Here is a 23,964-nt window from a genome sequence, read left to right as displayed (position 1 = left end):
GCACGGCTCCGGTAAGCCCGTCAGCGGTCGCCTTCGTCACTTTCACCCTGGAACAGCCGCCGCTCGTCCATCTCCTTGATCAGGTCCTGGAACTCCGAGCGGATCCAGTCGCGCGTGGCGACCTCGCCCAGGCCCATCCGCAGCGCCGCGATCTCCCGGGTCAGGTACTCGGTGTCCGCGATCGACCGCTCGTTCTGCTTGCGGTCCTGCTCGTGGGTGACCCGGTCCCGGTCGTCCTGCCGGTTCTGCGCCAGCAGGATCAGCGGGGCCGCGTACGAGGCCTGCAGCGACAGCATCAGCGTCAGGAAGATGAAGGGGTACTGGTCGAAGCGCAGGTGGTCCGGGGCGAAGACGTTCCACAGCACCCACACCACGATGACCAGCGTCATCCAGACGATGAACCGGCCCGTGCCGAGGAACCGCGCCACCCGCTCCGACAGCCGCCCGAAGGCCTCCGGGTCGTACTCCGGCAGCAGCTTGCGCCGGGCCTGGCGCGGCTGGTCCAGCCGCACCCGCGAACGGGTCAGCGCACTCGCCCCCGAGGGCGAACCGCTGCGTGCCCGCTCGAAGGAACGTTCCGCCGACCGCTCGCCGCGCAGCCGCGCCGCCTCCTCCAAGCGCTCCGAGAGCCCTTCACGGGCCTGCTCGCGGCGCTCCCGGCGGCGCTCGCGCGCGCCCTCGCCGCGTCCGCGTTCAGTGGCCACGTACGGCCTCCTCGGAGTGGAAGTCCGTCTCCCGCCAGTCGTCGGGCAGCAGGTGGTCCAGGACGTCGTCGACCGTCACCGCGCCCAGCAGCGAACCGCTCTCGTCGACGACCGGCGCCGCCACCATGTTGTACGCGGCCAGGTAGCTCGTCACGACGGGCAGCGAGGCGTCCGGGGGCAGCGGCGGCAGGTCCGTGTCCACGATCGAGCTCACCAACGTGAACGGAGGGTCCCGCAGCAGCCGCTGGAAGTGCACCGTCCCCAGGTACTTGCCGGTCGGCGTCTCGTCCGGCGGCCGGCACACGTACACCTGCGCCGCCAGCGCCGGCGACAGGTCCGACTGGCGCACGCGGGCCAGCGCGTCGGCGACCGTCGCGTCGGGCCGCAGCACGATCGGCTCGGTGGTCATCAGACCGCCCGCGGTGTTCTCCTCGTACGACAGCAGGCGGCGCACGTCGGCCGCGTCGTCCGGCTGCATCAGCGTCAGCAGCCGCTCCTTGTCGTCCTCCGGCAGCTCGGACAGCAGGTCGGCCGCGTCGTCCGGGTCCATCGCCTCCAGGACGTCGGCGGCGCGCTCCTCCTTCAGCTTGCCGAGGATCTCCACCTGCTCGTCCTCCGGCAGCTCCTCCAGCACGTCCGCCAGCCGGTCGTCGTCGAGGGCGTTGGCCACCTCGGCGCGCCGCTTGGGCGTCAGGTGGTGCAGCACGTTCGCCACGTCGGCCGGGCGCATCTGCTCGAAGGTGGCGACCAGGTTCTCCGCGCCCTGGCCCTCCTCCTCCAACGAGAAGCCCGTCACCGCCGACCACTCCACCGTCAGCGTCTCGCCGCGGCGGCGCAGCGCGCCCCCCTTGCCCTTGCGGACGAAGATCCGGTCGATCTCCCAGTCGCGGCGGGCCGGCAGCTGCTGGATGGCCACGTCCAGGACGGTGACCTCCTCGCCGCCGCCCACCAGCGTCACCCGGCGGTCCAGCAGCTCGCCGATGATCAGCCGCTCGGTCGGCCGCTGCTCGAAACGCCGCATGTTGACCACGCCGGTGGTGATGACCTGCCCGGACTCCACGCCCGTCACCCGGGTCATGGGCAGGAAGATCCTGCGCCGGCTGACCACCTCGACCACCAGCCCCAGCAGCCGGGGCGGGCGGCCGCCCACGCGCAGCATCGCCACGAGGTCGCGGACCCGGCCCACCTGGTCGCCGTTGGGATCGAAGACGGGCACACCCGACAGATGCGAGACGAAGATCCGCGGGGCGCCTGCCACCATCCGAGCGCCTCCTAGAGCGTCCATCACCAGTCCTGCCGTGCCTCAGGCTAGCCCCTGCCGGGGGAAAGCGTCCTGGTGGGGCGGTCCGGCCGGGGGTCCGGCGGGACCGGCCGCGCAGCCGGGTACGCTGCCTGCTGCTCCTGCGGCCACCGCCGGGAGCCGTACCGAGCCGACCCACGACGAGAGGCACCCGACGTGAGCGCCCACTCCTCCGCCGTACGGCTGCGCCGGGCCGCCGTCATCGGTGCCCTGTGCGCGGGCATCGCCGTCACCGCGACGGGCTGCGCGGAGAAGACGGACCCCGACAAGGGGACGAACGGGGTCGGCAAGCAGACGCCGGAGAAGATCGAGGGCCAGGCGAAGGCCGCGGCCGCCGCCGCCAACTCGGTCCACCTCTCCGGGAACCTCGTCGTCGGGGGCAAGCCCTTCACCCTCGACCTGCGGCTCAAGGCCGACGGGGGCTCCGGCGAGGTGAAGTCGCAGGCCGACACCTTCCAGGTGCTGCGGGTCGGCGAACAGCTGTACCTCAAGGCGAGCGCGGCCTTCTGGGGGAAGTCGGACTCGGCCGGCAAGCTCGGCGACAAGTACGTGAAGGTCCCCGAGAGCGATCCCACGTACAAGCAGTTCCGCGGGTTCACCGACATGCACGTGCTGCTCGACGGGCTCCTCGGCCTCCAGGGCAAGCTCACCAAGGGCGGCTACACCACCGTCGGGCACAGCCGGGCGGTGCCGGTCTCGGCCGACGCGGGCAAGGGCGGCAAGCTCATGGTCTCCCTGGAGGGGACCCCGTACCCGCTGCTGATGGAGCGCGCGGGCGGCGCGGGCCGGATCGAGCTGTCCGAGTGGGGCAAGACCTTCCCGCTGGAGGCGCCGGCGCAGGACCAGACCGTGGACTACGGCTCCCAGCTGCCGACCACCAAGGACGGCACGGGCGGCACGGGCGCCACGGGCGCCGCCACCGGCGGCAAGGGCACGGGGACGGGCGTCTCCCCGGCCCCGTCCAAGAGCGCCGGCACGGCAGGCTCCGGCTCCACCGGCGGCGGCTCCGCCGGCCAGGGCTCCAACCCGACCGGCGGCTGAGGCCCCCGCAGGCCCCGGCCCCGCCAGGCCTGGTCTGGTCTCAGCCCCGCTTCTTCTTCCGCTTCAGCAGCAGCTTCGGCAGACCCGCCGGGATCGCCCTGCGGGTGGTCGCGGGGGAGGCCAGGGGCGCCGCGGCCAGCGAGCCCACGGGCAGCCGGTCCGCCACCGCCACCGGCTCCAGCCGCAGCAGCCGGCACTCCCGCGCCCAGCGTTGCGTCATCGCCTCCGAGTCGGGGGCGTTCAGCCGCTTGCCCTTCAGCTCGGCGACGGCGGCCTCCCACGGACCGCTGCCGGGCGCGAGCTCCCGCACCGCCGCCGTCCAGGCCACGAGCCGGCCGCCCTTGTCCTTGCTGCGGACCGTCACCTCGGCGGCGGCCCCGTCGGCGAGCCCCGGGAACGGCTGCTCGCCGGGCCCGTCACCGAGCACGTGCGCGGCACCGTCCACCCAGGCGTGCCACAGCGCCCGGTCCGCGCCGGCGCCGCGGACCCAGATCAGGCCGGACTTCTTGGAGGCCTCCTCGACGAGGGCCAGGTCGAGTGCGCTGAGAGTCATGTGCACAGGGTAGGCGGTGGGCACCCGCCCGCTACCGTTGGCTACTACAGCCAGCCGTTGCGGCGCAGGGCCCGGTGGATGGCGAAGCAGCTGCCGACGATCGCGGCCATCACCATCGGATAGCCGTAGCGCCAGTGCAGCTCCGGCATGTGGTCGAAGTTCATCCCGTACACGCCGCAGATCATCGTGGGCACGGCGATGATCGCCGCCCAGGAGGTGATCTTGCGCATGTCCTCGTTCTGGGCGACCGAGGCCTGGGCCAGGTTCGCCTGGAGGATGGAGTTCAGCAGCTCGTCGAAGCCGATGACCTGCTCGTGCACCCGGGCCAGGTGGTCGGCGACGTCGCGGAAGTACTTCTGGATGTCCGGGTCCACCAGCCGCATCGGCCGCTCGCTCAGCAGCTCCATCGGCCGCAGCAGCGGGGACACCGCCCGCTTGAACTCCAGCACCTCCCGCTTGAGCTGGTAGATGCGGCCCGCGTCGCCACCCCGGGCGACACCCTTCGCGGGGGCGGCGAACACCGCGCTCTCCACCTCGTCGATGTCGTCCTGCACCGCCGCCGCGACCGCGATGTACCCGTCCACCACGTGGTCGGCGATCGAGTGCAGCACCGCCGACGGACCCCGGGCGAGGAGCTGCGGGTCGTCCTGGAGGCGGTGGCGCAGGGTCCGCAGGGAGCCCTGGCCGCCGTGCCGGACCGTGATCACGAAGTCGGGGCCCGTGAAGCACATCACCTCGCCGGTCTCCACCACCTCGCTGGTGGCGGTCAGTTCGGCGTGCTCCACGTAGTGGATCGTCTTGAAGACCGTGAAGAGGGTCTCGTCGTAGCGCTCCAGCTTCGGCCGCTGGTGCGCGTGCACCGCGTCCTCCACCGCCAGGGGGTGCAGCCCGAAGGTGGCGGCGATCCCCGCGAACTCCGCCTCGGTCGGCTCGTGCAGACCGATCCAGGCGAACCCGCCGTCCTCCCGGACCCGGCGCAGCGCCTCACGCGGCGTCAGACGGTCGCCCTGCGCCCGCCGGCCGTCGCGGTAGACGGCGCAGTCGACGACCGCGCTGCTCGCGGACGGGTCACGGGTGGCGTCGTAGCCGGGCTGTACGGGGGTGGACCTGCGCAGTGCCGGACGGACGGCGGCACGCAGGTAGGGCAGCATCGACATGGCAGGCTCCTTCTCGCGCACGGCTGCGGACCGTACGGGTGGGAGGCCCTCCGGCGACACGCGGGCAGGTCCGCGCGGACGGAGGGAAACAGGACGGGAGGACGAAGTTCTGCCGTCGCTCTTCTGCTGATCAGAAGATCAAAGGGGGCTGGAGCCGCCCTGGAAAGTCGCCGAAGAGCGATTGGTACTGCACGATCGACTTCGATCCATCGCAGCCCCACCTCCTCCGGCCGGTCCCCCGTGGGGGACGTCCTGTCGCCGGAGCCCTGAACATGCTTCTGCACGCGGCCCCGACCGGCTGTCAACACTATCAGCCGACGGATGGTCAAACGCCGGTCTTTACCCGCCGGATAGGAGTTCTATGCTCCCTCCATGGCAGAAATTCCGGCTCTCGTCGAAGCCCGGCTGCGCAGCGCGTTCGGCGAACCCGACGCCCGCGCCGCCGTCACCTTCCTCGGCACCGACCGCATCGAGGTCCTCCGCTTCGCCGAGGGCGACCTCGTGCGGTACGCGACCATCGGCATGTCCGCGCACCCCATGACCGACCCGACCGCCGTGGTCGCCGACCCGGTGCGCGGCCCGCGCGCCGAGCTGGTGCTGACGGTACGGGCGGGGCTCGCGCCCACCGACAAGGTGCTGCGCCCCCTCGCGGTGCTGGCGGCCTCGCCGGTGGTCGAGGGGCTCGTCGTGGCCCCCGGCGCCTCCCTGGACGTCGGCGAACCGCTGTGGGACGGGGCGCCGTTCACCTCGGTCCTCGTCGCGGAGCCGGGCGGACTGGTCGAGGACCTGGAACTGGACGAGCCGATGGACCCCGTCCACTTCCTCCCGCTGCTGCCGATGACGGCGAACGAGGCCGCCTGGAAGCGGGTGCACGGCGCGGCCGCCCTCCAGGAGCGCTGGCTCGCGCGCGGCACGGATCTGCGGGACCCTCTGCGTACGGCCGTCGCACTGGACTGAGCGCGGCACCCGCGGGCACCGCATGCCATCCGGACGGGTGATCGCGTCTTGACGGGGCGCCGGGCGGGGAGGAGCGTGCTTCCTATGAGGGGCGAACCGAGTTGCCCGAAGTGTGGTGGCCGGGTCCGCGCGCCCGGTCTTTTCTCCGACTCCTGGCAGTGCGCCGTGCACGGCCCCGTCCACCCGCTGCAGCCCGTCATCCCGCCCAGCGTGGAGGCTCTGGCCGTGGTGGCGAACCGGTCCAAGGTGCCGGTGTGGATGCCCTGGCCGCTGCCGGTGGGCTGGCTGTTCACCGGGGTGGCGTCCGCCGGTGACGACCGGACCGGCGGCCGGGCCTCGGTCGTGGCCTGCACCGGCCCCGGCCCGCTGGGCGGCCTGGGCGAGCTGCTGCTGGTCGCCGAGGAACTCGGCGTCGGCCTCGGAGCCCGCTTCGCGGGCATCGACGGCCCCGACCCCGGCCCGGGCCTCGACGTCTCGGGCCCCCCGCACGCCAAGGTCGTCGCCGACGGCAGGCCGACCCCGCTGTGGCACGTGAAGGGCCCCCCGGAGGACCGCGCCGTCTTCGCGGGCGAGGCCCGGGGCCTGTGGCTGTGGGCCATCGTCTGGCCGGAACAGTCGGGCCTCCTCATGTATGACGAACTCGTCCTGGCCGACCTCCGCGACGCGGGCGCGGAGGTGGAACTGGTCCCGTGCGGGGCCCTGAGCCCGCGCATCCTGGGGCCCTGAGGCGAATTTCTTAGCGGCTGCGACCCGTCCGGGGTTGCTGCTGTCGCCAAAGGACGACGCATTCGTCATCGGGGGCCGCCCTCCGCGCCAGATCGCTACGCGCTCCTCTTTTCTCGGCGTCCGGCGGCCGTCTTGGGCCGGGATGCTCTGCGGATCGGCTTTTGGTGCGGTCACCAGCCCCGGACGGTGGTTCGACGCCGAGATTTGAGGAGCGCGTAGCGATCTGCCGCGCCCCGCGAGCCCGGATGCCGTCCTGTTCGTCATTTGGTGCAGGTATCAGCCCAGGACGGCAGCTCGCCGCCGAAAAATGGGCAGCGCGTAGCGATCTGATGCGCCTGGCGGCTTCGGATGCTCATTCCGTCGGCCTTTGGTGCGTCTATCAGCCCCAGGCGGCTGGTAGACGCTGCGACGGGAGGAGCGCGTAGCGATCTGGGGCGCCCACCGGCGCTGGATGACGAATCCGTCGTCCTTTGGTGACAGCAGCAGCCCCAGGCGGCTGGTAGACGCTGAGACGGGAGAAGCGCGTAGCGATCTGACGCGGAGGGCGGCCCCGAATGGCATGCATGGGGGCCGGATGCCCGGCGAGGCGGCGCGCGGCCACCCCGCCTCATCGCTGAGGGAGCCGGATGGTCAAGGTACATCCGTCCCGTTCCTTTGGGGGTTTCCCGGCAGTCCTTGTCTTTCCGGGGCGGGACGGGCTGTCAAGGGTGGCCGAAGGCCATCGCGGAGCGACGCGACCGGAGGGAGCGCCCTTGACAGGCCGGCCCGAACCGGAAGGACAGTGGGACTGACGGGAAAGCCCCAAGGCAGCTCTGAGACCGTTTGCTGAGGTCCCGACCCTCCCCCATACCGCCGGGCCTTCCGGTGCCGCCCTGGTGGGGCAGGCCCCGCCGGGAGGCGGGTGGGGCAGACGCCGCCCTGTACCCTGGAGTGTCCCCTTCGTCCGTCTGAATCCTGGAGTCCGGCTGTGCGCATCGATCTGCACGCCCACTCCACGGCTTCCGACGGGACCGACACCCCCGCCGAGCTGGTGCGCAATGCCGCCGCGGCCGGGCTGGACGTGGTGGCGCTGACCGATCACGACACCGTCGGGGGATACGCCGAGGCCGTCGCGGCCGTGCCGCGGGGCCTCACGCTGGTCACCGGGGCCGAGCTGTCCTGCCGGCTCGACGGGGTCGGGCTGCACATGTTGGCCTACCTCTTCGATCCGCAGGAGCCCGAGCTCGCCCGTGAGCGGGAGCTCGTGCGGGACGACCGGACCCCCAGGGCCCAGGCCATGGTCGGCAAGCTCCAGGAGCTCGGTGTCGGCGTGACCTGGGAGCAGGTGGCCCGGATCGCCGGGGACGGTTCCGTCGGGCGGCCGCACATCGCGACCGCCATGGTCGAGCTGGGGGTCGTCCCCACCGTCTCCGACGCGTTCACCGCGGACTGGCTCGCCGACGGCGGCCGCGCGTACGCCGAGAAGCACGAGCTCGACCCCTTCGACGCCATCCGCCTGGTCAAGGCGGCCGGCGGGGTCACCGTCTTCGCGCACCCCGCCGCCGTCAAGCGCGGCGTCTGCGTGCCCGAGGAGGCGATAGCCGCCCTCGCGGCCGCGGGTCTGGACGGTATCGAGGTCGACCACATGGACCACGACACCGACACCCGCGCGCGCCTGCGCGGACTGGCCGGGGACCTCGGTCTGCTGACCACCGGTTCCAGCGACTACCACGGCAGCCGCAAGACCTGCCGTCTCGGGGAGTACACCACCGACCCCGAGATCTACGGCGAGATCACGCGCCGGGCGACGGGGGCCTTCCCCGTCCCGGGCGCCGGTGGAGACGCCCGCGCCTGACGCCGCCGACCGCCGTGGACACCGCGGTCGCCGCGCCCACGGGCGCCCTTCTCCGCGCCTTCTCCTCGCCCTTTTTCGTAACACCTCTCTATGCAAGGCATCACTGTGTTCGATTTCGCTGTCTTCGGATCCCTTTTTCTCACGCTTTTTGTGATTATGGACCCGCCGGGCATCACTCCGATCTTCCTCGCGCTGACCTCGGGCCGCCCGGCCAAGGTGCAGCGCCGTATGGCCTGGCAGGCCGTCTGCGTCGCCTTCGGTGTGATCGCCACCTTCGGCATCTGCGGCCAGCAGATCCTCGACTACCTGCACGTCTCCGTGCCGGCACTGATGATCGCCGGCGGTCTGCTGCTCCTGCTGATCGCGCTCGACCTGCTCACGGGCAAGACGGACGAGCCCAAGCAGACCAAGGACGTCAACGTCGCCCTCGTTCCGCTGGGCATGCCGCTGCTGGCCGGCCCCGGTGCGATCGTCTCCGTCATCCTGGCCGTGCAGAAGGCCGACGGGTTCGGCGGGCAGCTCTCGGTGTGGACGGCCATCGCCGCGATGCACGTGGTGCTCTGGCTGACCATGCGCTACTCGCTGGTGATCATCCGGATCATCAAGGACGGCGGCGTCGTCCTGGTGACCCGCCTCGCCGGCATGATGCTGTCGGCCATCGCCGTGCAGCAGATCATCAACGGCGTGCTCCAGGTCGTCCGCGGCGCCTGACCCGGCCCCGCATGCGAACGCCCCCGTACCGGATCGGTACGGGGGCGTTTCGGGAAGCATCAGGAGGACGCACTCTCGGCCGGTCGGATCAGGATGCGCTGGCCGATGGCGGCCGCCTGCTGCACGATCCGGTTGACGGAGGCCGCGTCCACGACGGTGCTGTCCACGGCGGTTCCGTCGACGTCGTCCAGGCGCAGAATCTCGAAGCGCACGGCTTCTCCCTTCGTCGGTGTTCTCCTTGCACAGGGTTCAACCAGGCGCCCTTCAGAAACATTCCCTACGCTAAGGAAATTTTTTCCTTAGCTAACTACTGCGTGGTCAAGGATCGCCAGAAGGTGGCTAGAGAAGCGGCCGTGAGCTGGGGGTTCTCCGCGTTCGGGGAGTGTTCGGCGCCTTCGATGACGATGCGCGAAGCGGTCAGGCGGGCGGCCATCTCGTCCATGAGGGAGACCGGCCAGGCGTAGTCCACCACCCCGGACAGGACCAGCTTCGGCAGCGGGACCGCCGCCAGCTCCGCCACCCGGTCCGGCTCCGAGACCAGGATCCGGCCGGTGGTGATCAGCTGCTCGGGGACGGTGGCCAGCCAGCGGTCGCGCAGGAACGCGGCCAGTTCGGGGGAGTCGGGGACGGCGTCCGCCGGGTCCTGGGCGCGCATGGCCTCCCAGATGGCGGACATGTCGTCGCGCATGGCCTCCAGTGCCGCCACGAGCAGTTTCGTGCGGGCCTGCTGCTCCTCCGTGATCGCGGCGGGGCCGCTGCTCATCAGGGTGAGGGAGGCGAAGGGGGAGGGGTCGCGCAGGACCGCGGCGCGGGAGACCAGGCCGCCCAGGGAGTGGCCCACCAGGTGGAGGGGGCCGGGGGCGTCCAGGGCCGTGGCCTGGGACAGGAGGTCGAGGGCGAGCTCGTGGAGTTCGTACGCGGACTCCTCGCGCGGGCCGGGGCTCTCGTGCTGGCCGCGCCCGTCGACGGCGACCACCCGGAACCCGGCGGCGGCCAGGGGCTCCAGCAGGGCGATGAAGTCCTCCTTGCTGCCCGTGAACCCCGGGACCAGCAGGGCGGTGCCGTGCACGGGCTCGCCCGCCTCGTGCACGGCGAACTCGCCGCGCGAGGTGGTGAGGCGGTGCGCGCGGGCGGCGGGGGGCAGGGTGAGGCGCGGCGGCTTGCTCATGGCGCCGAGGTTACCGGCCCGTAAGCCCGGCTACGAGGACGGCTCCGCCCGGGTACGAGGACGGCCCCGGCCCCCTCGGAAGGGGACCGGGGCCGTGCGCCCGGGGTGCCTAGCGGAAGCGGCGGGTCGTGCGGGCCGGCTCGGTCGGCGGGGCGATCTGGAACTGCGGCTCGGAGGCCTGGGCGGCCACCTTGCGGGTCCGGCGGCGGGGCGCGACGGGCGCCTCGTCGATGACCACGGCCGGGATCGGGGTCGGGACGGCCTTGCGGGTCGGGACCCGGCGCTGCCGGACCGGCGCCTCGGCGACGGCCGGGGCGGCGGCCGCGGGGGCCTCCGCGGCCGGGGCCTCCACGACGGCGGCCTTGCGTGTCCGGGTGCGCTTCGGCTGGGCCGGAGCCTCCTCGGCCACGACGATCTCCACGACCGGCGCCTCGGTGGCGGCCTTGCGGGTCCGGGTGCGGCGCGGCGCGGCCGGGGCCTCCTCGGCCACGACCGGGGCCTCGGCCACGGGGGCTTCGGCCACGACGACCTCTGCGACCGGGGCCTCGGCGGCGGCCTTGCGGGTCCGGGTGCGGCGCGGCTTGACCACCGGCGCCTCCTCGGCCGCGACCGGAGCCTCGGCCACCGGCGCCTCGGCCACGGGGGCCTCGACGACCGGCGCCGCCACGGCCGGAGCCTCGGCCTCGTTCACCGCGGCGACGGCCGCGGCCGTCAGCCGGGTGCGGCGGCGGCGCGGGCGGCGCGCCTCGTCGTCGGCGGGAGCCTCGGCGGCCGGGGTCGCCACGGCGGCGGCCTCGACCTCGGCGCCCAGCTCCGAACCGCCACGGGTGCGGCGGCGCTGGCGCGGCGTACGGGGACCGGAGGAACGCTCCTCGGCCGGAGCGGCCGCGCCGCGGCCGCCACGGCCACCGCGCCCGCCGGTCTCGCCCAGGTCCTCCAGCTCCTCGGCCTTCAGGCCGGCCCGCGTGCGCTCGGCGCGCGGCAGGATGCCCTTGGTGCCGGCCGGGATGCCCAGCTCCTCGTACAGGTGCGGGGAGGTGGAGTACGTCTCGACCGGGTCGTGGAAGTCCAGCTCCAGCGCCTTGTTGATCAGCTGCCAGCGCGGGATGTCGTCCCAGTCGACCAGGGTGACGGCGGTGCCCTTGTTGCCCGCGCGGCCGGTGCGGCCGACGCGGTGCAGGAAGGTCTTCTCGTCTTCCGGCGTCTGGTAGTTGATGACGTGGGTCACGCCCTCGACGTCGATGCCGCGGGCGGCGACGTCGGTGCAGACCAGCACGTCGACCTTGCCGTTGCGGAACGCGCGCAGCGCCTGCTCGCGGGCGCCCTGGCCCAGGTCGCCGTGGACGGCGCCGGAGGCGAAGCCGCGCTTCTCCAGCTGCTCGGCGATGTCGGCCGCCGTGCGCTTGGTACGGCAGAAGATCATCGCGAGCCCGCGGCCGTCGGCCTGGAGGATGCGGGAGAGGAGCTCCGGCTTGTCCATGTTGTGCGCGCGGAAGACGTGCTGCTTGATGTTGGCGACGGTCACGCCCTCGCCCTCGGGCGAGGTGGCGCGGATGTGCGTCGGCTGCGACATGTAGCGGCGGGCGAGGCCGATGACGGCGCCCGGCATGGTCGCCGAGAACAGCATCGTCTGGCGCTTGGCCGGCAGCAGGTTCATGATCTTCTCGACGTCGGGCAGGAAGCCCAGGTCGAGCATCTCGTCGGCCTCGTCGAGGACGAGGGCCTTGACGTGGGACAGGTCGAGCTTCTTCTGCCCGGCCAGGTCCAGCAGGCGGCCCGGGGTGCCGACGATCACGTCGACGCCCTTCTGGAGCGCCTCGACCTGGGGCTCGTACGCGCGGCCGCCGTATATGGCGAGGACGCGGACGTTGCGGACCTTGCCCGCGGTCAGCAGGTCGTTGGTGACCTGGGTGCACAGCTCGCGGGTCGGAACCACCACGAGGGCCTGCGGGGCGTTGGTCAGCTGCTCGGGCTGGGCCCGGCCCGCCTCGATGTCCGCGGGGACGACGACCCGCTCCAGCAGGGGGAGGCCGAAGCCCAGCGTCTTGCCGGTGCCGGTCTTGGCCTGGCCGATGACGTCCGAGCCCGAGAGGGCTACGGGGAGGGTCATCTCCTGGATCGGGAACGGGGAAACGATGCCGACGGCTTCCAGGGCCTCGGCGGTCTCGGGGAAGATCCCGAGTTCTCGGAACGTAGTCAGGGTGCTGCCTCTTCTGTGAGACGCGGCGCGAGGCGGCGAGGGGGGTCCTACCGTGCCGGGCTTGCGGTACTGCGCCCACCCGGAGACCGGGAGGGTCGTACGAAGCTGCGCGGGACCACTGCCATCGCTCAGGCGCTCTTGCCGCTGAGGGGGCCCCTCGTGGAGGCGGTACGCATGGGCGTACTCGCCGCGCCGAGGGCGGTCGGGTGGAGCCGATCGGGCCACCGACCGGGCATCCTCATTCGGATGGCCCGCCGAGTATTCGGCAGGCGCATTACCACTGTACCCCGGAATCGCGCAGCTGTGTCGGGTGAATTCACCACGTAGGCGGGTTTACACGGAGCGGGAGCACGTAGGAGTGGTGAGTTGTCCCGCCTTTCGGCGGGCTATTGTGCGGAGCATGTCGACCGTTGAAAACGCATCTCCCGCCGACGACAACGCCCAGGCCGGGGCGCAGGGCATCGCCGCCCAGGACTGGGCGACCGCCTCCGCCTCCCCGCAGTACCGGGCCGCCGTCGTGGACCTCCTCGGCGCGCTGGCGTACGGCGAGCTCGCGGCCTTCGAGCGCCTGGCGGAGGACGCGAAGCTCGCGCCCACCCTGGGCGACAAGGCGGAGCTGGCGAAGATGGCCTCCGCCGAGTTCCACCACTTCGAGCGGCTGCGCGACCGGCTCGCCGCGATCGACGCCGAGCCGACGGCCGCGATGGAGCCCTTCGCCAAGGGCGTGGACGACTTCCACCGCCAGACCGCCCCCTCGGACTGGCTGGAGGGCCTGGTCAAGGCGTACGTCGGCGACTCGATCGCCAGCGACTTCTACCGCGAGGTCGCCACCCACCTCGACACCGACACCCGCGCCCTGGTCGTCGGCGTCCTCGACGACACGGGCCACGGCGGCTTCGCCGTGGAGAAGGTCCGCGCCGCGATCGAGGCCGACCCGCGCGTCGGCGGCCGGCTCGCGCTGTGGGCGCGCCGCCTGATGGGCGAGGCCCTCTCGCAGGCCCAGCGCGTGGTCGCGGAGCGCGACGCGCTCTCCACCATGCTGGTCGGCGGCGTGGACGGGATGGCGGCCGGCTTCGACCTGGCGGCCGTCGGCGAGATGTTCACCCGGATCACCAAGGCCCACACCAAGCGGATGGCGGCCCTGGGGCTCGCCGCCTAGGGATGCACGGGTCCGGCCGCACTCAGGCCGCGGGCTCACGGCGGCCGGTCGCGCCATGCCGGCGGCCGACGCCGCTCAGCCGCGCGACGGAAGCGAAAACGGAGGGCGGCGCGGACCCCCGCCGCCGCCGGACGCCGGACGCAGCAGCAGGGACAGCACGACGGCCGACACGCCGAGCCCGCCGAGCAGGGTCGCGAACAGGGTGTTGTGCCCCGGCCCCAGCGACATGTGCGTCAGGTAAGCCCCGAAGAGGGCCCCAGCCACGCCGCTGACCAGCACCGTTCTGGTGGAGGGCAGTCGTTTCGCGAGGACCCGCACGGCCACGCCCGCGAGGGCCAGGCCCAGCAGACCGGATCCGACGGCCTCCATCAGCATCATCTGGTCACTCCCCTACGTCAGGGCAAACCGGGTCACTGCGGTCCTACCCGAAGCGGAAGAAACGGAAACGGCCCGGCGGATGCGTCCGCCGGGCCGTTCCACTCGTACTCGAGTGCCTCAGAGCGCCCCGAAGCCGACCTTGCGCTGCGCCGGCTCGCCGAGGTCGACGTACGCCAGACGGTCGGACGGCACCAGGACCTTGCGGCCCTTGACGTCGGTCAGGCTCAGCAGCGGCGCGGTGCCGGTCAGCGCATCGGCGATGATGCTCTCCAGCTCCTCGGCGCTCAGGCCGCTCTCCAGCACGATCTCCCGGGGTGCGTGCTGCACGCCGATCTTGACCTCCACGGCTTTGTCCCTCCGACGGTCCGGTTCGCGCGATCAGCCGCGCCGTACGCGGTCCACATTAGCCCGGTGAGGGGACACGATCGGCTCGCGGCGGACACGCTCGCAGCGAACAGCGGCCGGTCAGGCCCTTCCCGTCAGGCCTCCGTGCCGTGCAGCGGGAAACCGGCGATGCCGCGCCAGGCGAGCGAGGTCAGCAGGCCCACCGCCGTGTCCCGGGCCACCGGGCTCTCGCTCGACAGCCAGTACCGGGCCACGACCTGCGAGACCCCGCCCAGGCCGACGGCCAGCAGCATCGACTCGTCCTTCGACAGCCCCGTGTCCTCGGCGATCACGTCGGAGATGGCCTCCGCGCACTGCAGCGACACGCGGTCGACGCGCTCGCGCACCGCCGGTTCGTTCGTCAGGTCCGACTCGAACACCAGCCGGAACGCGCCACCCTCGTCCTCCACGTACGCGAAGTAGGCGTCCATGGTCGCCGCCACGCGCAGCTTGTTGTCGCTCGTGGACTCCAGCGCCCCGCGCACCGCCTGCAGCAGGTTCTCGCAGTGCTGGTCCAGCAGCGCCAGGTAGAGGTCGAGCTTGCCGGGGAAGTGCTGGTACAGCACCGGCTTGCTGACGCCCGCCCGCTCCGCGATGTCGTCCATCGCCGCGGCGTGGTAGCCCTGCGCGACGAACACCTCCTGGGCAGCGCCCAGCAACTGGTTGCGCCGGGCACGGCGCGGCAGCCGCGTACCCCGCGGACGCGCTGCCTCGGTCTGCTCGATGGCTGTCACGCCGCCTCCCACTTTCTCTAAGAACACAGTGCGCTCTGCGCCGCGCCGCCATCGTACTTTTCGGTAACCGAATCTGGTGGGTTCAAGCCTGGTTTTCTCGCGGTACGGACGGCCCGGACACACCCCTGACCCGCTGGTCAGCGCCTGGCAGATGCTGTCAGCGGTAGTCCTCCTCGTCCAGGGGCACGACCCGGGCCTGCTCCGCGGCGTCCGCCTCCGGCGCCTCGCCCCGGTCCCCGCCGGTGAGCGGGTCGTCCTCCTCCGGACGGATGTCGGTGAGCTGCTCCGCGGCGTCCGCCTCCGGGGCCTCGGTGTCGAGCGGCTCCCCGAGCCGCCCCCGGAAGGTGTCCGGTTCGCCAGGGTCGACAGTCATTGCGCTCCCCTCCTTCGCTGGTCCTCCTACGAGCCTAGGAGGATCGGCAGCCCGCCGCCAGGCGGTCTTGTGACCGCCAACACAAGGGAACGCCCGGGGGTGAGCGTGATCGTCTCGTAACATTGGCCCATGTCTTCGACCGAGCTGCCGGGCGTACGGTCCACCGCCGAGCCGACCTCCCAGGTGGGGGCCGTCCGGGTGGCCGAAGGGGAGGGGCTGCGCACCGTCGCGCTGCCGGGCCTGGAGATGAACGTACGTTTCCGGCCACCGCAGCGGGAGGGGCTGCCGCCCGCGCTGTTCGTGCACGGACTCGGCGGTTCCTCCCAGAACTGGTCCGCGCTCATGGAGCAGCTCGCCGACGGCGTCGACGGCGAGGCGGTCGACCTGCCCGGCTTCGGCTGGTCCCCGCCGCCCGCCGACCGCGACTACTCGGTCACCGCCCTGGCCCGCGCCGTCATCCGCCACCTCGACGCCGCCGGACGCGGACCGGTGCACCTGTTCGGCAACTCCCTCGGCGGCGCCGTCTCCACCCGCGTCGCGGCCGTCCGCCCCGACCTCGTGCGCACCCTGACGCTGGTCTCGCCGGCCCTGCCCGAGCTGCGCGTGCAGAGCTCGGCCGTGCCCACCGCCCTCCTCGCCCTGCCCGGCGTGCCGGCCCTCTTCGTGCGCCTCACCCGGCACCTGACGGCCGAGCAGCGCACCCGTGGGGTGACGGACCTCTGTTACGGAGACCCCTCACGGGTGACACCGGAAGGCTTCGCCCACGCCGTGGAGGAGATGGAACGGCGCATGGCCCTGCCGTACTTCTGGGAGGCGATGAGCCGTTCCTCGCGCGGGATCGTCGACGCCTACACCCTCGGCGGGCAACACGGGCTGTGGCGCCAGGCGCAGCGCGTGCTCGCGCCGACCCTGCTGGTCTACGGTGGCCGGGACCAACTGGTCTCGTACCGTATGGCGCGCAAGGCCGCCGCGGCCTTCCGGGGTTCGCGGCTGCTGACCCTGCCCGAGGCCGGGCACGTGGCGATGATGGAGTACCCGGAGGTGGTGGCCGCCGCCTTCCGGGAGCTGCTGCGCGACACCGCCGCCGGGGACACCGACCGAGATACCGCAGACGGCAAGGGCTGAAGACGTGGGACGACATAGTCGCAAGACCCCCGCGGCCGCACCCGCGCCGTCGCCGTACGAGACCGGCCCGGACGGCCTGTACGCACCCGAGCCGTACGCCGCCGACCCGTACCCGGCCGCCCCGTACGAGCCGCGGCCCCACTCGGCCGACCCGTACCCGGCCGACCCGTACGAGCAGCAGCCCCACCCGGCCCACCCGTACGAGCAGCCCCACCAGGCCGACTGGTACGAGCCGGAGCCCCGGACCGGCCGCCCGCACGAGCCGTGGCCGTCCGGCCGGGCGCACGAGCAGCGCCCCTCTCGGCCCCAGGAGCCCGCGCCGCAGCCCTCGGCTCCCCGCGGACACCAGCCGCAGCCCCGGTCCTCCGGGCCCGCGCCGGACGCGCCCGCCGGGTACGGGGAGCCGCGCGGGCGGCGGCGGGCCGCCGAGCCCACCGTCGTCCACCAGGGGCACGCCCCGCCCGCCGCCCGCCCCTCCGGCCACCCCGAGCAGCGTGAACAGGGCGGCGCCTGGGGGACCGGCCCGGCCCCCGCCGGCCGGTACGGCGACTGGCGCGGGACCCCGCGCGCCGCGGCGCCCACCGCGCCCGCGCCCCGGGACACCGGCGGCCCGGCCTCCGAGACCCCCGCGGCCGGCCTCCCCCGGATCGCCGAGGAGCCCCCGGCCCCCGCACCCGACGCCGTCACCTCCACCGGCTCGCACCGCCGCGTACCCGGCCCCCGCACGCCCCCGGCGCCCGACGCCGGCCTCCCCCCGAAGCCCCGCGGCACGCGAACGCGCATCTACACCGGCGTCGCCGCCCTGGCCGTCACCGCCGCGCTCGCCGTGGTCGTCGCCGGCCAGGTCACCACCGAGGGCGACCCGGTCGCCTCCGGCGCGCACACCGCCGGGGGCGACGGCACCCAGCGGGCCGTCGGCGACAAGGCCGCCTCCCGCTCCGACGGCCGCCCCACCCCGGCCTCCCCGCCGCCCGCGCAGCCCGCGACGTACGAACAGCAGATGGCGCAGCAGCTGCCCGTCGACGCCAAGCTCACCGGCCCCGGCACCTTCGACACCGTCCCCGGCATCGCCAAGGCACCCGGCAAGGGCAAGGTCGTGCGCTACCGGGTCGACGTCGAACAGGGCCTGGCCATGGACCCGCAGCTCTTCGCGGAAGCCGTCCAGCGCACCCTCAACGACCCGCGCAGCTGGGCCCACGACGGGGACATGACCTTCGAACGGGTGCCCGAGGGCAAGGCCGACTTCGTCATCACCCTGGCCAGTCCCGGCACCACCGGCGCGTGGTGCGCCAAGTCCGACCTGGACACCACGATCGACAACGTCTCCTGCGACTCCGCCAGCACCGAACGCGTGATGATCAACGCGTTCCGGTGGGGACAGGGCTCACCGACCTACGGCGTCGACCAGATGTTCGCCTACCGGCAGATGCTCATCAACCACGAGGTCGGCCACCGCCTCGGGCACGGGCACGTGAGCTGCACCAAGGCGGGCTCCCTCGCGCCGATCATGCAGCAGCAGACGAAATCCCTCGACATCGACAACGTCCATTGCCTTCCCAATCCCTGGGTGTATCCCGGGAATTGACCGCACCGGGCGGAGGAGTGGCCGGTACGCGCGTTGACAGCCGTTCGATGATCGGTAATTGTTCTCCGCATGTCGCACCGCCACACCTCCGCCGCGAGCGCCGCCATAGAGCTGGCGCTCCTCGGTGTGGCCGCGCACAGCGTGGCCGACATCTTCTGTCGCTAGCGCCAGCCTGAGCGCCGCGACCCCCTTTTTCTCCTTCTGGTTCCGTCGCGCCCGGGCATCTCCCTTGCCCGCAGGCGCGGCTTCCCCTTTTCCCGGCCCCCGGCTCCCGCCGGCCGCCGGTGATCACCCGTCGTCGCCCCTCGCGTGGCTTCCGTACCCCTTCACGCCGAGAGGTCCCTTCCGTCATGGCCCGTCAGTCCCACATATCGCGCCGCGTCGCCGCGCTCGCCGTCAGCCTCGTACTGGCCGGGGGCGCCGCCGCCTGCGGCCCCGAGGACGCGGCGGGCGGCTCCGGCGGCGAGTCCTCCGGCAAGCCCGGTGCCGCCGGCGCCCCGCAGAAGGGCGGCACCCTGACCGTCCTCAACAACGAACCGCAGAACGACTTCGACCCCGCCCGCCTCTACACCTCCGGCGGCGGCAACATCCCCTCGCTGGTCTTCCGCACCCTCACCACCCGCAACCGCGAGGACGGCCCCGCCGGCGCCAAGGTCGTGCCCGACCTCGCCACCGACCTCGGCAAGCCCAACGCCGACGCCACCGAGTGGACGTACACCCTCAAGGACGGCCTCACGTACGAGGACGGCAGCCCGATCACCACCGCCGACATCAAGTACGGCATCGAGCGCTCCTTCGCCGCCGAACTCTCCGGCGGCGCCCCCTACCTGCGCGACTGGCTCGTCGGCGGGGAGACCTACGAGGGCCCCTACAAGGACGGCGGAAAGGGCCTCGACTCCATCGTGGTCCCCGACGCCAGGACCATCGTCTTCAAACTCCGCAAGCCCGAGGGCGAGTTCCCCTTCCTCGCGACCCAGACCCAGTTCGCCCCCGTCCCCAAGGCCAAGGACACCGGCGTCAAGTACGAGGAGCACCCGGTCTCCTCCGGCCCGTACAAGGTCGTCAAGAACACCGGCGACGGAGAGACCCTCCTCCTGGAGCGCAACGAGCACTGGGACCCGAAGACCGACGAGGAGCGCAAGGCCTACCCGGACCGGATCGACGTCCGCTCCGGACTCGACGCCGCCGTCATCAACCAGCGGCTGACCACCAGCTCCGGCCCCGACGCCGCCGCCGTCACCACCGACACCAACCTCGGCCCCGCCGAACTCGCCCAGATCGGCGACAACAAGCAACTCGCCTCCCGCGTCGGCACCGGCCACTTCGGCTACGTCAACTACCTGGCCTTCAACCCGAAGGTCGCCCCCTTCGACAACCCGAAGGTCCGCCAGGCCATCTCGTACGCGATCAACCGCACCAGCGTGGTCAACGCCGCCGGCGGTTCCGCCCTCGCCGAGCCGGCCACCACCTTCCTCCCCGAGCGCGAGGCCTTCGGCTACACGCCCTACGACCACTTCCCGGCCGGCAAGACCGGGAACCCGGCCAAGGCCAAGGAGCTCCTGAAGGAGGCGGGCTTCCCCGACGGCCTGACCGTCACCCTCACCCACTCCAACGCCCAGAACCGCCAGACCGGCCCCGAGATCGCCACCGCCGTCCAGCAGGCCCTCGCCGCCGCCGGCATCACCGTCAAGCTCGAAGGCCTGGAGAACAACGCCTTCAACGAGCGCCGCTGGGACGCCGGGAACACCCCCGGCTTCTTCCTCTCCCGCTGGGGCGCCGACTGGCCCTCCGGCGGCCCCTTCCTCGCCCCGATCTACGACGGCCGCCAGATCGTCACCCACGGCTCCAACTACAACCACGCCCAGCTCAACGACCCGGCCGTGAACGCCGAGATCGACGAGATCGCCAAGCTCACCGACCTCGCCGCCGCCGGAAAGCGCTGGGGCGCCCTCGACAAGAAGATCGGCGAGCAGGCCCTCGCCGTCCCCCTCTTCCACCCGGTCTACAAGCGGCTCGTCGGCAAGGACGTCAAGAACGTCGTCATCAGCGACTGGACCGGTGTCCTCGACGTCTCGCAGGTCGCCGTCAAGTGAGCACGTTCCTCGACCGGCCGGCATCCGCGAACGGGGCCCCCGCCCCGGCCGAGGGCGCCGGCCGCCGGGTCCGGCGGTGGCTGCGCGGGCGTCCGTCCGCCCTCGCGGCCACCGCCGTCCTGGCCCTCCTCGTCCTCCTCGCCCTCGCCGCACCCCTGCTCGCCCACCTCACCGGCCAGGACCCGAACGCCTACCACGACGAGCTCGTGGACTCGGCCCGCGGCGGCGTCCCCCTCGGCTCCTTCGGCGGGATCTCCGCCGACCACTGGCTCGGCGTCGAACCCGGCACCGGCCGCGACCTGTTCACCCGCCTGCTGTACGGAGCGCAGGTCTCCCTGCTCGTCTCCCTCGGCGCCACCGTCGTCCAGGTGTGCGTCGGCGTCACCGCCGGGATCACCGCGGCCCTCGGCAGCCCCCTGCTGGGACGACTCATCGGCGGGGCCACCGACGTGATGATCGCCCTGCCCATGCTGGTCCTGGCCATCGCGCTCACCGCCGTCGTCCCGCCCGACTTCCCGCGCCCGCTGCTGCTGGTCCTCGTCATCGGCATCCTCGACTGGGGCGGCACCGCCCGCCTGGTCCGCGCCCAGACCCTCTCGCTGCGGGGCCTGGACTTCGTGGAGGCCGCCCGGCTCGCCGGAAACAGCCGGCTGCGGATCGCCCGCCGGGAGCTCCTGCCCTCGCTGGCCGCCCCCGTCATCACCCTGGCCGCCCTCAGGGTCCCGACCAACATGGTGGTCGAGGCCTCCCTCTCCTTCCTCGGTGTCGGCGTCAAACCGCCCACCCCGTCCTGGGGGCAGATGCTCTCCGGCGCCCAGACCTGGTTCCGCGCCGACCCCGCCTGCGTCCTGCTCCCCGCCGGGCTGCTCTTCGTCACCGTGCTGGCCTTCACCGTCCTCGGCGACGGCATCCGCACCGCCCTCGACCCGCGCGAGGGCTCGCGCCTGCGGGTCGGCACCGGAAAGGAGAACGCCGCATGACCGCCTTCGCGCTCAGACGCCTCGGCAGCGCCCTCCTCGTCCTCCTGGCCCTGTCCGTCCTCGTCTACGCCCTCTTCTACGTCGCCCCCGGCGACCCCGCCCGCCTGGCCTGCGGCGAACGCTGCAACCCGCAGCAGATCGCCCAGGTCCGCGAGCAGCTCGGGCTGAACGACCCCGTCGTCACCCAGTACCTGCACTTCCTCCAGGGGCTGGTGGCCGGCCGCGACTACTCCGGCGGCGCCGGACTGGTCCTGCACTGCGACGCGCCCTGCCTCGGCTTCTCCTACCAGAACGACCGGCAGGTCACCGAACTCCTGCTGGACCGGCTGCCCGCCACCTTCTCCCTCGCCCTGGGCGCCCTCGTGATCTGGCTCGTCGTCGGCGTCGGCACCGGACTCCTCTCGGCGCTCCGCCGGGGCGGGATCACCGAACGGGTCCTCACCGTCCTGACCCTGGCCGCCACCGGCACCCCCGTCTTCATCCTCGGGCTGCTGCTGCTCATGGCCGTCTGCGCCTACCTCCAGTGGCTGCCCTTCCCGACGTACGTGCCCTTCGGAGAGGACCCCGAGCAGTGGGCGTGGAACCTGCTGCTGCCGTGGGCCACCCTCGGCGTCTTCGAGAGCGCCAAGTACGCCCGGCTCACCCGCAGCTCCACCCTGGAGACCCTGGCCGAGGACCACATCCGCACCTTCCGCGCCTACGGGGTGGGGGAGCGCACGATCGTCACCCGGCACGCGGTGCGCGGGGCCGTCGCCCCCGTGATCGCCCTCAGCGCCGTCGACTTCGGCACGATGATCGGCGGCGCGGTGCTGACCGAATCGCTCTTCGGCATCCCCGGCCTCGGCAAGACCCTCATCGACGGCGTACGGGTCGTGGACCTGCCCGTGGTCGTCGGCGTCGTCCTCGCCATCGGCACCGCCGTGGTCCTCGCCGGCGCCGTCGCCGACCTCCTGTACGCCCTCGCCGACCGAAGGGTGACCCTGACATGACCGACCACCTGGTGGACGTCACCGACCTCACCGTCGACTTCCCCGTCGGGCCCGCCGGCGCGTACGTACGGGCCGTCGACGGGGTCTCCTTCACCCTGGAGCCCGGGCGGGCCCTGGGCATCGTCGGCGAGTCCGGCAGCGGCAAGTCCACGGTGGCGGCCGCCCTCCTCGGCCTCCACCGGGGCACGGGCGCCCGCCTGACCGGCACCGTCCGGGTCGCCGGCACCGACGTGGCCACCGCCACCCCGGCCGCCCTGCGCACCCTGCGGGGCGGGACGGCCGCCATGGTCTTCCAGGACCCCTTGACCTCCCTGGACCCCTACCACGCCATCGGCGACCAGATCGCCGAGGTCCACCGCGTCCACACCGCCACGACCCGCCGGGCCGCCCGGGCCCGCGCCGTCGAGGTCCTCGACCGGGTCGGCATCCCCGACGCCGCCCGCCGCTCCCGCGCCCGCCCGCACGAGTTCAGCGGCGGCATGCGCCAGCGCGCCCTCATCGCGATGGCCCTGGCCTGCGAACCCCGCCTCCTGATCGCCGACGAACCGACCACCGCCCTCGACGTCACCGTCCAGGCCCAGATCCTCGACCTCCTCCACGGCCTGCGCGAGGAACACGGCCTCGCCCTGCTCCTCGTCACGCACGACGTGGGCGTGGCGGCGGAAAGCGTGGACGCCCTGCTGGTGATGCGGGAGGGACGGGTGGTGGAACGCGGCCCCGTGGGGGAGGTCCTCACCGCCCCGTCGGCGCCGTACACCCGCGCCCTGCTGTCGGCGGTGCCGCGCCTCGACGCACCGTACGACCGGCCTGCCGGCCGAGCCCGCGGGGACGCCCCGACGGTCGAAGCCTCCGCCCTGCGCAAGGAGTTCGGCCGCGGCAGGCGCAAGCTCACGGCCGTGGAGGACGTGTCACTCACCCTGCACCCGGGAGAAACCCTCGGCATCGTCGGCGAGAGCGGCAGCGGCAAGAGCACCCTGGGCCGCCTCCTCGTCGGCCTCCTGCCCCCCACCTCCGGCGAGGTCCGCCACGCCGGCACCCCCACCACCGGCATCGCCCCCGGCGCCCAGATGGTCTTCCAGGACCCGGTCTCCTCCCTCAACCCCCGCCGCAGCATCGGCGCGTCCATCGCCGACCCCCTGCGCGCGGCCGGGGAGCGCGACGGGGCCGCCGTCCGCGCACGGGTCGAGGAGCTCCTGACCAGGGTCGGCCTGGAGCCCGGCCACTACGACCGCTACCCGCACGAGTTCAGCGGCGGCCAGCGCCAGCGCGTCGGCATCGCCCGCGCCCTGGCCCCCCGGCCCCGGCTGATCGTCTGCGACGAACCCGTCTCCGCCCTGGACGTCACCACCCAGGCCCAGGTCACCGCCCTGCTGGCGGAGATCCAGCGGGAACTGGGCATCGCCCTGGTCTTCATCGCCCACGACCTGGCGGTGGTCCGGCAGGTCAGCGACCGGGTCGCCGTCATGCGCGCCGGCCGGATCGTGGAGGAGGGGCCGGTGGACGAGGTGTACGGCCGTCCCGCGCACCCGTACACCCGGCAGCTCCTGGACGCCGTGCCGGTCCTGGACCCGCGGCTCGCCGCCCGGCGCCGGTCGGCCCGCCAGGAGGTGTACGCGTAACGCCTTTCCTACCGCGCTCGAACGCGAACCGTACGGGAAAGTTACGAGTCTTCACCCCTTCCGGTGGGGGGGGGGGGCGCGCCCCCCCCCCCCCCCCCCAGCGGGGGGGGGGGGGGGGGGAAAGGGGGGGCCGAAAACCAGCCACTCCCACGCGCGCCGGGGCCCAGGGGGGGGGCGGGCCTGAGAGGTAAGAT

24 protein-coding genes are annotated in these 23,964 nt (G+C 73.0%); 13 read left to right on the top strand and 11 right to left on the bottom strand.

The window, feature by feature from the left end; genetic code table 11:
* Positions 1–20 precede the first annotated feature (20 nt).
* A complete protein-coding gene (locus ACFY0O_RS08975) occupies positions 21–527 on the bottom strand; it encodes a DUF1003 domain-containing protein (RefSeq protein WP_388945568.1) in 507 nt (168 codons plus the stop codon).
* 166 nt (positions 528–693) lie between these two features.
* Complete coding sequence (locus tag ACFY0O_RS08970) at positions 694–1,965, bottom strand: magnesium transporter MgtE N-terminal domain-containing protein (RefSeq protein WP_388944617.1); 1,272 nt, start codon at positions 1,963–1,965, stop codon at positions 694–696.
* Between the two features lie 195 nt (positions 1,966–2,160).
* Here ACFY0O_RS08970 and ACFY0O_RS08965 point away from each other — a divergent pair, with 195 nt between their 5' ends.
* Positions 2,161–3,045 (top strand): hypothetical protein, encoded by an 885-nt coding sequence (locus ACFY0O_RS08965; protein WP_388944614.1) that lies wholly within the window; start codon positions 2,161–2,163, stop codon positions 3,043–3,045.
* A 40-nt stretch (positions 3,046–3,085) separates the two neighbouring features.
* Here ACFY0O_RS08965 and ACFY0O_RS08960 read toward each other — a convergent pair whose 3' ends face one another.
* The gene (locus tag ACFY0O_RS08960) at positions 3,086–3,598 is read right to left on the bottom strand and encodes a hypothetical protein (protein ID WP_358894296.1); all 513 of its coding nucleotides are present in this window, start codon (positions 3,596–3,598) and stop codon (positions 3,086–3,088) included.
* A 44-nt stretch (positions 3,599–3,642) separates the two neighbouring features.
* The gene (locus ACFY0O_RS08955; RefSeq protein ID WP_388944611.1) at positions 3,643–4,755 is read right to left on the bottom strand and encodes a magnesium and cobalt transport protein CorA; all 1,113 of its coding nucleotides are present in this window, start codon (positions 4,753–4,755) and stop codon (positions 3,643–3,645) included.
* A gap of 372 nt (positions 4,756–5,127) precedes the next feature.
* On the opposite strand from ACFY0O_RS08955, the gene ACFY0O_RS08950 reads away from it, so the two are divergent.
* From ACFY0O_RS08950 to ACFY0O_RS08935, 4 genes are all read left to right on the top strand, one after another.
* Entirely contained in the window at positions 5,128–5,712 is a 585-nt protein-coding gene (locus ACFY0O_RS08950) for a suppressor of fused domain protein (RefSeq protein ID WP_388944609.1), read from the top strand.
* Between the two features lie 84 nt (positions 5,713–5,796).
* Positions 5,797–6,438 (top strand): DUF6758 family protein, encoded by a 642-nt coding sequence (locus ACFY0O_RS08945; protein WP_388944606.1) that lies wholly within the window; start codon positions 5,797–5,799, stop codon positions 6,436–6,438.
* A 967-nt stretch (positions 6,439–7,405) separates the two neighbouring features.
* Positions 7,406–8,272, top strand: coding sequence for a PHP domain-containing protein (locus ACFY0O_RS08940; protein ID WP_388944603.1), 867 nt, complete (start codon positions 7,406–7,408; stop codon positions 8,270–8,272).
* 105 nt (positions 8,273–8,377) lie between these two features.
* Positions 8,378–8,983, top strand: coding sequence for a MarC family protein (locus ACFY0O_RS08935; protein WP_358894301.1), 606 nt, complete (start codon positions 8,378–8,380; stop codon positions 8,981–8,983).
* Positions 8,984–9,042: 59 nt separating this feature from the next.
* Here the strand turns inward: ACFY0O_RS08935 and ACFY0O_RS08930 are convergent, their stop codons facing one another.
* The 3 genes from ACFY0O_RS08930 to ACFY0O_RS08920 form a co-directional block, all read right to left on the bottom strand.
* Positions 9,043–9,195, bottom strand: a complete 153-nt coding sequence (locus ACFY0O_RS08930) for a hypothetical protein (RefSeq protein ID WP_007266367.1) — start codon at positions 9,193–9,195, stop codon at positions 9,043–9,045.
* A gap of 95 nt (positions 9,196–9,290) precedes the next feature.
* The gene (locus ACFY0O_RS08925) at positions 9,291–10,151 is read right to left on the bottom strand and encodes an alpha/beta fold hydrolase (RefSeq protein ID WP_388944600.1); all 861 of its coding nucleotides are present in this window, start codon (positions 10,149–10,151) and stop codon (positions 9,291–9,293) included.
* A 109-nt stretch (positions 10,152–10,260) separates the two neighbouring features.
* Positions 10,261–12,261 carry a DEAD/DEAH box helicase gene (locus ACFY0O_RS08920; RefSeq protein ID WP_388944597.1) on the bottom strand — a complete coding sequence of 667 codons (2,001 nt, stop codon included), beginning with the start codon at positions 12,259–12,261 and terminating at the stop codon, positions 10,261–10,263.
* A 490-nt stretch (positions 12,262–12,751) separates the two neighbouring features.
* On the opposite strand from ACFY0O_RS08920, the gene ACFY0O_RS08915 reads away from it, so the two are divergent.
* Entirely contained in the window at positions 12,752–13,510 is a 759-nt protein-coding gene (locus ACFY0O_RS08915; protein WP_358894304.1) for a ferritin-like fold-containing protein, read from the top strand.
* 75 nt (positions 13,511–13,585) lie between these two features.
* Here ACFY0O_RS08915 and ACFY0O_RS08910 read toward each other — a convergent pair whose 3' ends face one another.
* The 4 genes from ACFY0O_RS08910 to ACFY0O_RS08895 all read right to left on the bottom strand — a co-directional run bounded on the left by ACFY0O_RS08910 (position 13,586) and on the right by ACFY0O_RS08895 (position 15,379).
* On the bottom strand, positions 13,586–13,888 hold the full coding sequence (locus ACFY0O_RS08910; RefSeq protein WP_388944594.1) for a hypothetical protein: 303 nt from the start codon (positions 13,886–13,888) through the stop codon (positions 13,586–13,588).
* 117 nt (positions 13,889–14,005) lie between these two features.
* A complete protein-coding gene (locus ACFY0O_RS08905; RefSeq protein WP_358894305.1) occupies positions 14,006–14,233 on the bottom strand; it encodes a DUF3107 domain-containing protein in 228 nt (75 codons plus the stop codon).
* A 134-nt stretch (positions 14,234–14,367) separates the two neighbouring features.
* Entirely contained in the window at positions 14,368–15,006 is a 639-nt protein-coding gene (locus tag ACFY0O_RS08900; RefSeq protein WP_007266374.1) for a TetR/AcrR family transcriptional regulator, read from the bottom strand.
* A 157-nt stretch (positions 15,007–15,163) separates the two neighbouring features.
* Positions 15,164–15,379, bottom strand: coding sequence for a hypothetical protein (locus tag ACFY0O_RS08895; RefSeq protein WP_388944591.1), 216 nt, complete (start codon positions 15,377–15,379; stop codon positions 15,164–15,166).
* Between the two features lie 129 nt (positions 15,380–15,508).
* Here ACFY0O_RS08895 and ACFY0O_RS08890 point away from each other — a divergent pair, with 129 nt between their 5' ends.
* The 7 genes from ACFY0O_RS08890 to ACFY0O_RS08860 all read left to right on the top strand — a co-directional run bounded on the left by ACFY0O_RS08890 (position 15,509) and on the right by ACFY0O_RS08860 (position 23,770).
* Positions 15,509–16,504 (top strand): alpha/beta fold hydrolase, encoded by a 996-nt coding sequence (locus ACFY0O_RS08890; RefSeq protein ID WP_388944589.1) that lies wholly within the window; start codon positions 15,509–15,511, stop codon positions 16,502–16,504.
* Positions 16,505–16,508: 4 nt separating this feature from the next.
* A complete protein-coding gene (locus ACFY0O_RS08885) occupies positions 16,509–18,089 on the top strand; it encodes a DUF3152 domain-containing protein (RefSeq protein WP_388944586.1) in 1,581 nt (526 codons plus the stop codon).
* Between the two features lie 69 nt (positions 18,090–18,158).
* Entirely contained in the window at positions 18,159–18,254 is a 96-nt protein-coding gene (locus ACFY0O_RS08880; RefSeq protein ID WP_312847459.1) for an Ms4533A family Cys-rich leader peptide, read from the top strand.
* A 185-nt stretch (positions 18,255–18,439) separates the two neighbouring features.
* The gene (locus tag ACFY0O_RS08875; RefSeq protein ID WP_388944583.1) at positions 18,440–20,182 is read left to right on the top strand and encodes an ABC transporter substrate-binding protein; all 1,743 of its coding nucleotides are present in this window, start codon (positions 18,440–18,442) and stop codon (positions 20,180–20,182) included.
* Complete coding sequence (locus ACFY0O_RS08870) at positions 20,179–21,162, top strand: ABC transporter permease (RefSeq protein WP_388944580.1); 984 nt, start codon at positions 20,179–20,181, stop codon at positions 21,160–21,162. Before ACFY0O_RS08875 ends, ACFY0O_RS08870 begins: the two co-directional genes overlap by 4 nt.
* Positions 21,159–22,151 (top strand): ABC transporter permease, encoded by a 993-nt coding sequence (locus tag ACFY0O_RS08865; protein WP_388944578.1) that lies wholly within the window; start codon positions 21,159–21,161, stop codon positions 22,149–22,151. Before ACFY0O_RS08870 ends, ACFY0O_RS08865 begins: the two co-directional genes overlap by 4 nt.
* A complete protein-coding gene (locus ACFY0O_RS08860) occupies positions 22,148–23,770 on the top strand; it encodes a dipeptide ABC transporter ATP-binding protein (protein WP_388944575.1) in 1,623 nt (540 codons plus the stop codon). Before ACFY0O_RS08865 ends, ACFY0O_RS08860 begins: the two co-directional genes overlap by 4 nt.
* The last annotated feature ends 194 nt before the right edge of the window (positions 23,771–23,964 follow it).

It is taken from the genome of Streptomyces sp. NPDC001594 (assembly GCF_042893675.1).
Classification (GTDB): Bacteria; Actinomycetota; Actinomycetes; order Streptomycetales; family Streptomycetaceae; genus Streptomyces.
Note: the sequence above shows the minus strand (reverse complement) of the source record. Positions and strands in the feature narration are given on the sequence as shown.

What these genes read in the sequence shown, in the direction of transcription:
- ACFY0O_RS08950 (WP_388944609.1), top strand. Translation starts at nt 5,128, where the DNA reads ATGGCAGAAATTCCGGCTCTCGTCGAAGCCCGGCTGCGCAGCGCGTTC.
- ACFY0O_RS08925 (WP_388944600.1), bottom strand. Translation starts at nt 10,151, where the DNA reads ATGAGCAAGCCGCCGCGCCTCACCCTGCCCCCCGCCGCCCGCGCGCAC.
- ACFY0O_RS08910 (WP_388944594.1), bottom strand. Translation starts at nt 13,888, where the DNA reads ATGATGCTGATGGAGGCCGTCGGATCCGGTCTGCTGGGCCTGGCCCTC.
- ACFY0O_RS08970 (WP_388944617.1), bottom strand. Translation starts at nt 1,965, where the DNA reads ATGGTGGCAGGCGCCCCGCGGATCTTCGTCTCGCATCTGTCGGGTGTG.
- ACFY0O_RS08945 (WP_388944606.1), top strand. Translation starts at nt 5,797, where the DNA reads ATGAGGGGCGAACCGAGTTGCCCGAAGTGTGGTGGCCGGGTCCGCGCG.
- ACFY0O_RS08880 (WP_312847459.1), top strand. Translation starts at nt 18,159, where the DNA reads ATGTCGCACCGCCACACCTCCGCCGCGAGCGCCGCCATAGAGCTGGCG.
- ACFY0O_RS08890 (WP_388944589.1), top strand. Translation starts at nt 15,509, where the DNA reads ATGTCTTCGACCGAGCTGCCGGGCGTACGGTCCACCGCCGAGCCGACC.
- ACFY0O_RS08915 (WP_358894304.1), top strand. Translation starts at nt 12,752, where the DNA reads ATGTCGACCGTTGAAAACGCATCTCCCGCCGACGACAACGCCCAGGCC.
- ACFY0O_RS08960 (WP_358894296.1), bottom strand. Translation starts at nt 3,598, where the DNA reads ATGACTCTCAGCGCACTCGACCTGGCCCTCGTCGAGGAGGCCTCCAAG.
- ACFY0O_RS08895 (WP_388944591.1), bottom strand. Translation starts at nt 15,379, where the DNA reads ATGACTGTCGACCCTGGCGAACCGGACACCTTCCGGGGGCGGCTCGGG.
- ACFY0O_RS08955 (WP_388944611.1), bottom strand. Translation starts at nt 4,755, where the DNA reads ATGTCGATGCTGCCCTACCTGCGTGCCGCCGTCCGTCCGGCACTGCGC.
- ACFY0O_RS08920 (WP_388944597.1), bottom strand. Translation starts at nt 12,261, where the DNA reads ATGACCCTCCCCGTAGCCCTCTCGGGCTCGGACGTCATCGGCCAGGCC.
- ACFY0O_RS08865 (WP_388944578.1), top strand. Translation starts at nt 21,159, where the DNA reads ATGACCGCCTTCGCGCTCAGACGCCTCGGCAGCGCCCTCCTCGTCCTC.
- ACFY0O_RS08875 (WP_388944583.1), top strand. Translation starts at nt 18,440, where the DNA reads ATGGCCCGTCAGTCCCACATATCGCGCCGCGTCGCCGCGCTCGCCGTC.
- ACFY0O_RS08860 (WP_388944575.1), top strand. Translation starts at nt 22,148, where the DNA reads ATGACCGACCACCTGGTGGACGTCACCGACCTCACCGTCGACTTCCCC.